Source organism: Mucilaginibacter sp. SG538B (assembly GCF_013376065.1).
GTDB lineage: Bacteria > Bacteroidota > Bacteroidia > Sphingobacteriales > Sphingobacteriaceae > Mucilaginibacter > Mucilaginibacter rubeus.
Window position 1 is genome coordinate 1100395 of record NZ_JABMJI010000003.1, and the last position, 11989, is coordinate 1112383.

General features: G+C 44.0%; 7 protein-coding genes. All 7 read right to left on the reverse strand.

Features of this window, described 5'->3' with window-relative positions:
• Positions 1 to 134 precede the first annotated feature (134 nt).
• On the reverse strand, positions 135 to 1535 hold the full coding sequence (locus FHW88_RS20700; RefSeq protein WP_090533375.1) for an alpha-L-fucosidase: 1401 nt from the start codon (positions 1533 to 1535) through the stop codon (positions 135 to 137).
• A gap of 391 nt (positions 1536 to 1926) precedes the next feature.
• A complete protein-coding gene (locus FHW88_RS20705; RefSeq protein WP_229701584.1) occupies positions 1927 to 2760 on the reverse strand; it encodes a glycerophosphodiester phosphodiesterase in 834 nt (277 codons plus the stop codon).
• A gap of 61 nt (positions 2761 to 2821) precedes the next feature.
• A complete protein-coding gene (locus tag FHW88_RS20710; RefSeq protein WP_176627724.1) occupies positions 2822 to 4237 on the reverse strand; it encodes a calcineurin-like phosphoesterase C-terminal domain-containing protein in 1416 nt (471 codons plus the stop codon).
• Positions 4238 to 4338: 101 nt separating this feature from the next.
• On the reverse strand, positions 4339 to 5838 hold the full coding sequence (locus FHW88_RS20715) for a DUF5689 domain-containing protein (RefSeq protein WP_176627725.1): 1500 nt from the start codon (positions 5836 to 5838) through the stop codon (positions 4339 to 4341).
• A gap of 31 nt (positions 5839 to 5869) precedes the next feature.
• Positions 5870 to 7360, reverse strand: a complete 1491-nt coding sequence (locus tag FHW88_RS20720; RefSeq protein WP_090532909.1) for a SusD/RagB family nutrient-binding outer membrane lipoprotein — start codon at positions 7358 to 7360, stop codon at positions 5870 to 5872.
• An 11-nt stretch (positions 7361 to 7371) separates the two neighbouring features.
• Positions 7372 to 10824 carry a SusC/RagA family TonB-linked outer membrane protein gene (locus FHW88_RS20725; protein ID WP_176627726.1) on the reverse strand — a complete coding sequence of 1151 codons (3453 nt, stop codon included), beginning with the start codon at positions 10822 to 10824 and terminating at the stop codon, positions 7372 to 7374.
• Between the two features lie 110 nt (positions 10825 to 10934).
• Positions 10935 to 11951 carry a FecR family protein gene (locus FHW88_RS20730; protein ID WP_176627727.1) on the reverse strand — a complete coding sequence of 339 codons (1017 nt, stop codon included), beginning with the start codon at positions 11949 to 11951 and terminating at the stop codon, positions 10935 to 10937.
• Positions 11952 to 11989: the final 38 nt, after the last annotated feature.

Consider the following 11989-nt stretch of genomic DNA (forward strand, 5'->3'; position numbering starts at 1 on the left):
TTACAAGTATAACAACGGGATATCTATAAAAAATAATGCTTATTGGCATTTTTATATCCAAAACGGTTAGTGCTCAATAAAAAAACCCGCTTTGCGGGCGGGCTCTCATCAGTTAGTAGTTAGTTATTGTGTAATTATCTTCTTTCGTTATAAACCTGGAACTCGGCTATTGACACCTGGTGATCGGCCTTATCTATCGAGATCCGTACTTTACCAGCCCATACCCTGTCAAAACGATGAACTTTAATCTTGTTAGCATTCTCACCGTCAAACAATGGCTTCCAGCTTCCGTTAAGGTAATATTCTAAACGGTAATGTGAAATATTCGGCTTTTCTTCGGCAATAACAATGGTATTCAGGGCTTGGTCTTTCTTAAAGTCGATCTCGTACCATGGATTCTTAACTGTTGGGTTTGATACCCATGAACTATGAAAATCATCATCGTTCGCAAAATCCATAATGGCCGAATCATCGCTCCAGCTTGAACTTGCCGGTTGATTTTTAGCAATATTTGATGAGATGATAGGCGCATCCAGTTGAGAGAGTTTAGCAAGCGGACCTTCGTTTTTCCAAAGCTTGCCGATCTCCTTAAGCGCGGCAAGGGCGTTATCGTCAAACAAGCCATCGCGATTAGGTGCTACATTCAGGATAAAATTGCAGTCAACGTTGTTCAACGGTTTCAGGATATCATTAACCAACTTGGCAGGTTCTTTAACCTGGGCTGCCGGGTGCTTTGTTTCCCAAAACCAGGTTGACTGCAGCGGTAAACAGGCAATGGCCGGCATGCGGTTATCTTTAGTTGATACACGTTGCCCTGCACCCATTTCATAAGTTTTGATATCGGTATAATACATGCCCTCGGCGGGGTATTTGGCTCCGTTAAGGTCCATTACGAGGCAGTTTGGCTGTAATGATTTTACCAGTGTGTAGATCTCTTCAAACGGAACATCATCATACGAGATCCTGGACCATGGGGCATCCCATCCGTCAATGATCAATGCAGAAACCTCGCCGTATTTGGTCATCAGTTCTGTGATCTGTGCTTTTACCATTTCAATATGCTTTGGCGTGATCATGTTTGGCCTTAACCTGTGATGGGTATCCAGAATAGAATAATACAGGAACACTTTTAAACCGTTAGCCCTGAACGCATCGGCATATTCTTTAACCACATCCTTTTTCAGCGGACTGTTCATTACGTTATAATCGGTTGTTTTGGTATCCCAGATACAAAAACCGCTGTGATGTTTGGTAGTGATACAACCGTAAGTCATGTTGGCCGATTTTGCCGCCTTTGCCCATTGATCGCAATTGAGTTTTTTTGGATTGAAGATGGTTGGCAATGCTTCCGGATCGGCCCAGTCCTGATCCATATAGGTTGGGATGTTAAAGTGGATAAACATGCCAAAACGCAGGTCGACAAATTCCTGCTGAAGCTGGGCAAGCGGTTTTACAGGCTGCTGCGCTGTTTGTGCTTTTAGTGAGAGTGAAGCCGCACAAAAGGCTGCTAAGCATATAGCTCTTAATTTAAACATGATTGGGTTGTTGGTTAAATTGATAAAACGTTTTAACAATCGCAATATCACATTTAAATTTAATGTTTAGATTATCGAAAATTGACATTACATTCAGCTTATTTGGCGTGGCGAGGATAAAAACATATGCCGCCGCTCGGCTCCAGCCGAGTGGCAACTATTTTGCGGCCTCTGGCCGCCGTGTTTAAACTTACGTTTGTTTGCAACGAGCGCTTAAAATGATTTGGCGATTGTATCGCCCGGTTGCGTTACAAACGCAAGACCATATTAAGCATTCATTATAAATGAGCGCAGGAGTGAGCAAGAAATAAACGCTTGTATTATTTGCGGCGGCCGGAGGCCGCGTGATAGTTGCCACTCGGCTGGAGCCGAGCGGCGGCAAGTTGTTTCACTAAAACAAATCCGGATAATCCGTAATCACACCATCAACACCTAAACTTTTGAGTTGTTCTATTTCCTTTTTGGTATTTACTGTCCATGGTAGTACTTTAATCTTTGCATCATGGCATTTCTTTACCAGGTTGGCATCAACCAGTTTATAGTCCGGGCTGTAGATGAATGGGGTAAAGCCCAAATCGGCCATATTATCTTCAAACGTTTTTTTGTTTTCGATAAGATAGGAAGTACGTACATCAGGATATTTTTTGTGGATGATCTGTAGCGTGCGTCTATCAAATGACTGGATCACCACGTAAGGCAGGATTTTCTTTTCGATCAAAACAGCCATCAAACGCTCCGCGAATTCATCCGGGCTTGGATTATAAATACCATCCCCTTCTGGTGAGCATTTGGTTTCGATGTTGTAGAATACCGGCTTTTTATGATTTACCTTAATATAATTCTGAACCGAATCAATTAATTCAGACAGCAGCGGCATATAGGTTTTGATCTTCTGCTGGCGCGGAAACTTGCTGTACGGCTTTGAGCCTACATCATATTTTTTCAGATCCTCATATTTCATTTTATAGAGGATCAGGTTTTTTGCTTCCTCCTTGCTGATCTCCTTACCATCGGGCGTAAGCGAAAACAGCGGATTGATGTATTCATCATGCGATAAAACCACCTGCCCATCCGCGGTAACGTGCGTATCCATCTCCAGCGTGGTAACAACACCAAGATCAATGGCGTTTTTCATTGCCGGAATGGTGTTTTCGGGCCTCAGTCCCCTGCCGCCGCGATGCGCTTCGGCGCTGAATGAAGGAAAATCCGCGTTTTTAAATTCCATTTTTTTGACAACGGTAAAACCTGATAACAAGATAAGACTTATTCCGGCAACAATGTTCAATTTATTTTGCATCTAATTCGCTTGTATATTTATTCCCAAAACGATCTGTAGCCTCAACCCTAACCTTTTTAACCGACGGATCAAAGTGCGCCACAAACAGGTGCCCGGTTTCATGAGGTTCCACAAAATGACGGCCTGCAGGTAATTGATCGCCTTTATACAAACTTACTGATAAGGGGTCATATCCCTGTTCTTTTGTTAGGGCTCCCATTGGTTTGTCATCTAAATAATACACCACCTTCCATTGCGGGTCATAGTTCCAAACATTAGCAATCAGGCGCATCTGGTCGGTTAATTTTTCTGCATAAACACTGATCTGATTTTCGGCCGGTAACCCTGTAGATTTATAGTACCACTTTAATTCGGTGCCATTTACTGAGTACACACCGTAACCTCGCGGGGTGCCATCAACGCATATGGGGCCTGTCCACCAGCCGCCGCATACGGTGCCATGATTATGTTCAAAAATGGCGTTGGTGATATTGTTATCATGGTAATGCGTGTGGCCCGACATGATGTGCACATTGCTGAAGCCATCCAGCACTTTATAAAAATCCTTATTATTCTTTACCTGGTTATACACAGGGATATGCAAGTTAATGATTAGCAATTCATCTTTCTTTACATATTGCAGATCTTTTGCCAGCCAGTTTAGCTGATCTTCGGTGATATAACCGTCATACTCGCGCTCAATGCCCAGGTAACGAACATTATCCAATACTACATAATGTGCTTTACCACGGTTAAAGGAATAATAAGTTGGCCCATAAATCTGCTTAAAAGTAACATCCGAGGTTTCGTCTCCGCCCATACGGTAATCCATATCATGGTTGCCTATAGCCTGGAAAAACGGGATCCCCATTTGCGCCACAGCCTCGTTATATGCAGGGAAAAGCTCATGGTTATCCCACACGATATCTCCTACGCAAATACCATGCACCAACGCATTTTTTCCCAACGATTTTATGGTAGCGATAGTGTCCGGAACCGACGTGTCCATCATCTGCTTAACATCCTTTTTGTTTTTCACCTGCGGATCGGCCCAGATAATGAAATGGTGATTACTGTCGTCAACTTTTAAGGGCTCCAGCTTAAAATCAAAATGCGAACTATCGCCTATGTTTTCGTAATGTTTGGCTACGTTATAGTCTGTTTTAAACTCGTACCCCGATGGCGTGCTCATGAAAATGCTTTTGGCTTTTTCATTTGGAGTAAGTTCGTAATTACCTTTGTCATCAGTAATAACTACCGAAAAACCGTCGGATATTATCACTCCTTTAATTCCTTTTTTGCCTGCGGTGACACGGCCTTTTACTGTATCCCCTTTTAATATTTGAGTAAGAGCATTGGCACGCAGCGAGATGAACGCGCCGCCGGTTATAAGGCCTACGCCCTGTAAAAATGATCTTCTGTTCATTTGATGATATTTTGACCTCACCTAAATCCTCTCCAAAGGAGAGGACTTTAACAGATGAAATTGTAAAGCCCTCTCTTTTGGAGAGGGGTTGGGGTAAGGTTTTAGTTCTGAATCGTTGTTACGCCAGTAGCTGTTTCAATAGCAGTAATTGGCGATGTTAGTGTAAGTGTAACGCTGGTCACTGTCCTGCCGGTTACCCACCTGCCGGTAAGTGCATCGTAAACGCCACCCAACTGGCAAAATAGGCCATCAGTTGGCAAGGTGAGCTTTGAGGTATTGGTACCACCGCCATAAAAGCCCTGGTCTGTACGGGTTACCGGGTTAATGGTACTATAGTAATCGGTATTGGTAATACGGTAACCAATTTCCGGCGGGCCAGCAGAGTACACGGTACCACCGCCACCATACATGATCACGTCCAGAGGGACACTTGAAGCCGTAACAGTTGTGCCGCTGAATACCGCTATACCCGCAACGTTACCACTGTTAGCTAACAGGTTAGTAGTTACGTTACCAAAATCAGCACCCGGTATTTCGGCATACATCGTGCTGTTGATCCAGTTTGATGAACTGATATCGGTTGAGCCTTTGCCCCAGATATTTTTGTTACCACCTACATAAAAGAACTGGCCTTTTTTAACTGTGCCTGATGTAAGGTTAAACTTGTAAGTTTTTGCCAAACCTTGCGCCCAGCCATTGGCAGGTGCCGGGTTGGTACCCGCGTTATTACAGGTTACCACGGCATAATTGGTTACCGAAAAATCGATATCCTTAATTGCCTTGAACTGAATATATTCATAATTACCATCGCTGCCCGAAGGATTTGTAAGGTATCCGGTTATAATAATCGGCGATGGCTTGGTTGCCGCAAGTGTAAACACATCATCAATAGTACGCGGCCAAAGCTGCAACCTGGTATCCGTACCAGATGTTACCGCAAACGGGATACCTGTAAAATTAGCGCTGAACGGCAATTCGGTACTTGCGAAAGCAGCGTTTGCCTCTGTATGCATGGTTATTTTGCCAAAACCATCATTAAGTGTTTTATCACCCGCGTAGGTTTCGCCCTGCTGCGGCTCCGGATCAGTAACCGCTTTGGCTATAGTAACCAGCGTGCCTTCATAAACGTCCGGCGAAGCCAGTAAAGTAGCTGACGGAACAGATTGTACTTTGATAGGTCTGTTATCGGCAACTTTACTTACTGATGTTTCAGTAAGACCTTTAACACGCATACTGCCATTTACTTTGGTAAGTGTAGCGCCATCAACTTGCACTATTACCGAATCGCCCGGAACATAATTTGCAGCTGCGCTGCCTATTTCAAGAGAAATACCTCGTACAGCATTGCGGCGGTTATTTTGTACCACCAATACGCCGGCCGGACTGTTACCTGCCGCCGCATTTGATATTACTACACCCACTATTTCCTTAGCCCCACCCATGTTGTTGCTGTTCAGCACAACATCCGAGCCTTTGTAAATAGCGCGAAGGTCAACAACTGCTATGATGGGGCTTAATGTACCTTCGGCATAGTTATTCTTTTTACATGAACTTATACCGGCGGCCATTGCAAGCACCAGTAATAAATATACTTTTTTCATTTTATGGATCTCTTAGTTTAAAACCGGGTTATTATTGTTTTTGCCACCACACCTGTGTGCTTATCTCATCGGCACCCTGTGCAGCTACCGCAGCCTTGTAACTATCAGGATTGGCCGATTGTACATAAACCGGGTATTGCAGCCTGGCCGGCATAATACCGTTGTTCTTTAAACCATTACCTTTCGGCAATACCGGGTGGCCGGTACGGCGATATTCAAACCATTGCTCAAAATCAGTGTAAAACATGGAGTAGTATTTCTGAACATGGATCATCTCCATTTTTTCATCAAGCGGAGCAGCATTATCCCACGTAATATCAGCGCCTGCTAAATAGGTATCAATAGGTACTGTATATGTCGGGATCCAGAAAGTGATACCAGCCTGAACACCGTTTTTATAATAAGTAGCAGCATCGCCGGCTATCCAGCCCTTGGCAGCGGCTTCGGCAAGGATAAATTGCAACTCCGAATAGTTCATGATGTTACCCATCAACGGATCGTTCATTAACGTAGTTGTTGATGTGGTAGATTGGAAATATGATTTGATACCAACATTTTCACCTGGGGCATAACCACTTGGAATCCCCTGTATGCCACCCTGGTAACTTGATATCGACCAGCGGTTGTTAACCAGCCTCGGATCGGCCCATTTAGCCAGGTTGTTTACAAAAAACTCGCAAATACCGGGTTGCCGCCAGTCCTGTTCGCGTACTCCCCCAATAAATGGAGATGTCAAGGCACCGGAGCCTGTCCACCGCAAAACTGCCGAATCATCATTGCTGCCCATAATGGGGTAAGCATCCGGATTGGTATCAACAATTTGTTTGATCTTGGCGATCACATCAGCCGAAACATCGGCTTTGCCCGATACCCTTAACAACAACCTTAAATAAAGCGTGTTACCAAACTTGCGCCATTTTAAAGCATTCCCGTTAAACACCGGATCGCTTCCTGCTACAACATTTGCCGATGCATTAAGCAGGGTATCAGCAGCTTCCAGGTTTTTGAAAATATCCAGGTAGATATCTTTCTGCTTATCAAACTTAGGCGTAAAATTCCCGTCCTTGCCTTTGTTCGAATCAAAGTAAGGCACATCGCCATAAGTATCGGTAAGCATTGAATACAACCATGCCTGGCAAATGAGCGAAATGCCCATGTAAGTTTTATTATAAGTAACCTCCTTGCTGGCAATGGTATAAATATCTTTAAAGTTGGTTAACTGGGTATACCAGGCATTCCAGGTAACATCGGCCCAGGTACGTTTAATATCATACCTGAACACCCTGCCCTCCGAGTCGCCGGCATCTACAGTAACCTGCATCAGCTCGTTATTAAAATTACGGGCGCGAAGCATATTAGTCCCCAATGTGTTTACCAGTGCGGGTGCCAGCAATTGCTGTGGCAAGGCGTTTGGCGTGCCGTTGGGATCGGTATTAAGTGCAATAAAATCCTTTTTACATGACGACATTATGCTAACGAACAACATCATCATTGATATAAGTATATATCCGTTCCTTTTCATATTGTTAATTATTAAATGCCAATAACTATGTTAAAACCAAATGTGCGGGTTGATGGAAACTGCGCCACTTCAAATCCCTGCACAATGTCGGTACCCGAAAGCGTACCAAATTCAGGATCGAAGATTGGCCACTTAGTCCAGATGTACAGGTCACGACCATATACACCTACCGTAGCACGCGTTAATCCAAGGCGTTTAACTAAACGAGGGCTCAATGAATAATCAAACCTTGCCTCGCGGAATTTCAGGAAGTTGGTTGAAAACGTATTACCTTCGGCATTATCAATACCATAGTGTGAGCGGTAGTAACCGTCAACATCTGTTGCAATAACATCGTTCGGTCTGTAACTGCCGTCAGGGTTTTGGATAACACCTTTGCCTATGATACCGTTATACCTGCCGGGTAGGGTGAGCGTTGTTTTACCCTGCTCGGCCAGTTTATAGTTTGAAAGCGAATATGATACACCGCCAACCTGGGCATCAAACAACAGGTGCAGGTTAAATTGCTTATACCTGAAATCGTGCCCCATGCTTGCTTTCCATTTAGGGATAGTGTTGCCTAAATAAACCAGGTTATCAGCTAATTTGGCAAAACCTGTAGAAGCATCATAAACGATCTGCCCATCAGGCGAGCGCAAATAACCGCGACCGTACATATCGCCCATACTGCCGCCTACACGGGCAACAATCTGGCCACCGCCGGTAGGGCCATTCCGCAACACAACCGCGCTATCGGCAAGTTGCTCAATGGTATTTTTATTGGCGCTGAAGGTTGCAGTAACATTCCAGCTAAACACGTTGGCTTTGCGTATAGGCGTTCCGTTCAATGTAATTTCGATGCCTTTGTTGTTTACCTTACCTACGTTGATAACTGCCTGGTTATAACCTGACGATTGATCCACAGTACGGCTCAGGATCTGGTTTTTAGTGTTACCCGTATATAAAGCTATATCAAAACCTAAGCGATTGCTGAACATCCTGGTTTCGGCACCAACTTCAAGCGTTGTGGTACGCAAAGGTTTCAAATCGGGGTTGGATAGCGTACGCGGATTTTGTAAACCGCCTGCATAAGTGCTACCCGCCGATACATAATTAAATGAGGTTTGATAAGGATTTGTTGTACCGCTACCAACACCTGCAAGCGATGCCCTCACTTTTGCATAGTCAATAAATTTAGGCAGCTTGAATGCTTCAGATGGCAAAAAGCTCATGCTTGCCGATGGATAGAAGAAACCAACCTGATCGGTACGGTTCGCAGTAGCCAGCGTGCTGATCCAGTCCTGGCGGGCTGTTAAATCCACATACAAGTAATCTTTAAAAGATGTAGATAACAAGCCGTAAAAGCTGTTGATAGCATATTTTGACTTAAACGGCAACGTAACCAGCGGACCAGCATTGTTAGCCATCGAATACACGCCCGGATATACTAACGAGTCGGCACGTACCTCATCGCGGTTATAATTGTTGCGGAGCATACTGCCGCCTGCTGTAGCGGTAATGTTAACATCGTGCGTTATTTTCTTGTTGTATTTCAACAGGAAATCGGCACCCTGCTCTTCCGAATAGATGTTTTGTGTACGGTACGAGCCTTTCGGGTATTTACTTCCGGCATCATATGGACGCTGCTGTGCGCGCTGCTCATAGCCCATGTCTAAAGTAGCACGAACCTGTATGCTAAACTCTTTTGTGACATTATAAAGTGCCTCTACGTTTCCTGTAACCGAGTTACGGTTTGACTTGTTGATAAACTCATTTGATACTGCGTAGGGGTTTTCTGGGAACGAGCTGAAAGGATAAAAGATCGCTTTACCATCTTGCCCGTTTTTCCAGTAGTTCTTCAACCAGTTTAAATTGGCATTGGGCTGCCAGAATATAAACCAATACATCAGCGACTGGTTACCATAACCTGCACCAGGTAAGTTATCGCTGTTTTTATTATTGTAATTTACTTTTGCATTGATGGTTAACTTATCATTGATTTTGGAGTTAACCGATAAAGCAATGCTGTTACGGGTGTACCCTGTATTCGGCGTAATCCAGTGATTGGTAACGTTGGTTGCCGAAAAACGGGCCGTTGTTTTATCGCTGCCGCCGTCAACACTTACCGAGTTGGTGAAAGTTTGGCCAACATCAAAAAAATCACGGATCTGGTTTTTATATGGTACCCATGGCGTACGTGTTGTGCTTTGCTTTTGCGTAACCGGATCCAACTGATAAAAAAGCTGGCCATCAAATTTAGGGCCGTAAGCCGAGCTTGTCGAGCTGGTGCTTGCACCATCCGGCCCTGCCCCGTACGAATAATAACGGGAACCCGCCGTACCTTGTCCGTATTCATATTGTAAATCAGGCCAGCGGTTTACACTTTCAAGGCTTGCATTTGAGTTAAAGGTGATGCCCAGGCTACTATGCTTTTTACCCGATTTTGTTGTGATGATAATAGCACCATTGGCACCGCGCTGGCCATAAAGCGCCGCCGCGCCCGGGCCTTTCAATACCGTTACCGTTTCAATGTCCTCTGGGTTGATGTCGTTCAGGTTGCTGCCATAATCGGCAGGCATGTTATCGCTGCTGGTGCCATAAGCCGATTCGCCGGAGTTGCTTGTACGTCTGCCGCTACCCTGGTTAATTACAACACCGTCAACCACTATCAAAGCTTCGTTATCACCGGTCAGGTTATTTTCACCACGCAGGATAATTTTGTTTGATCCGGCCGGACCGCTGTTTGAACGGATCAGGTTTAAACCGGCTACCTTGCCCGATAATGCATCAGTCCAGTTACCTGAAAGAGCGCCGGTTAGTTGCTCACCTTTAATGACCGGGGCAGAATAACCCAAACTTTTATCTTCCCTTTTTATACCAAGTGCCGTTACCACAACTTCGTTAAGTTTATTATCGGCCGGGCTAAGCGTGATATTTAAAACAGTATTGGTACTCGAGCTAACACTTACATTCTGGATCCTCTTAGTTTCGTAAGAGATAAAGCTTGCCTCAACCGTGTAAGTACCCGGCACAATATTTAATGTATATGAACCATCAACGCCACTGATAGCAGTGGCCCCGGTTCCCGGAATTTTCACAGTAGCACCGGGAAGTGGTTCTGATTTTTCATCAACCACTTTCCCTTTAATGCTACCCCTATCTTGTGTTTTTGCAATGATGAGGATATTACGTTCACCTGCTGCTCTGTATGTGCAGGTAGTGCCTTTTAAAAGCACGTCGAGTGTTTCGCCTAAAGAGCGCTCTGCTTTTGTTACATGTACTTTGCGTTTATCATCAAGCAGGCTATTGTTATAGCTGATAGAGATATCGCTTGATTTTTCAATTTGCTGAAAGGCATCCTTTAGCATGGTGCCCTCGGCACCAAACGTGATCCTTTTGTTTATTACTGTTTGAGCCTTAGCGTTTATGCCGCCAAAAGGCAATTGTAAAAAGAACAGCATGGTTAATAACCATAACTTTTTCATATATTTACTTTAATTTATACTTGTCTAACCGTGAGTTTAAATTGTCAAAATTCTGAAGCCTGGGGTTGTTACCAGCAACGTCCAGGCTTTTACCAATAGCCGGGTAAATACTATTTCATTATACTTCCTCCTTTTTGATTATTGTTTGAAATAAATAGCTGATTGCCTTTTTGCGTGTAGCCCAATCCGGATAGCGCGCTGAGGGTTTCCATGGCATCTGTCAATGTCATTCCCCTTAATTTGGCTGTAAGCCTTACATTGCCTAAGTCCTGTTCTGTAAACCGAATCTTAGCACCGTAATGATGCTCAAGCGAAGCGGCTATCTCCCTGTAAGTTGTATTGTAGAAAACAAATTCGTTATTGATCCACGAGCTTACTGATGATGCATCAGTGTTGTTAAAAGTATAGATACCATTTTGGGTATTGATGCTGATCTGTTCATTCTTTACCAGGTATTTAACCATTTGAGGTTTTCCCTGCACATTGGCCATTACCCCTACTTTACCGCTTTGCACGGTTACAGCTACTTTATGATCGGCCAGATAGGCTTTAATATTAAATGAAGTACCCAATACCACTGTTGTGATATCGCCGCTTTTAACTACAAATGGTTTAGCCTGATGGACCACATCAAAAAAAGCTTCGCCATTAAGCGTTACATCACGTTTTTCGCCGCTAAAGTTTTTGGCGTATCTGAGTTTGCTACCACCACCCAGATAAACTGTCGAGCTATCTGGCAGTATTATTTTTGAATGCTTGCCATCGGCATTGCTGATTTCTTCATAAACCAAAACCGGCGACTGTTTAAAATAACGGTATCCAAACCAACCGGCAGTACAAATAAGCAAACAAGCGGCGGCATAAGCCATCCAGTTAAATTTAGAACTGCGTTTAATTACCGGTATCTGGGGTTGGGTTATATGCGTATTGATTTTTGCCCAGGTGCTTTCGGCATTTTCCGGCTGTTTAAAATAAACTTTGGATGCTTCCAGGATCTGGATGGTTTCACTGAACTGGGCAAGGTTTTCAGGGTTCTCCTCAATCCACTCCTGTAACTGTGTTAAGCCATCATCACTGATGGTTTTTTCAAAATATTCAACTATTAAGCGGTAACTGTTATCTTCCATTAAATCTGTCTCTGCAATAAAGACTGATTTTACGTACC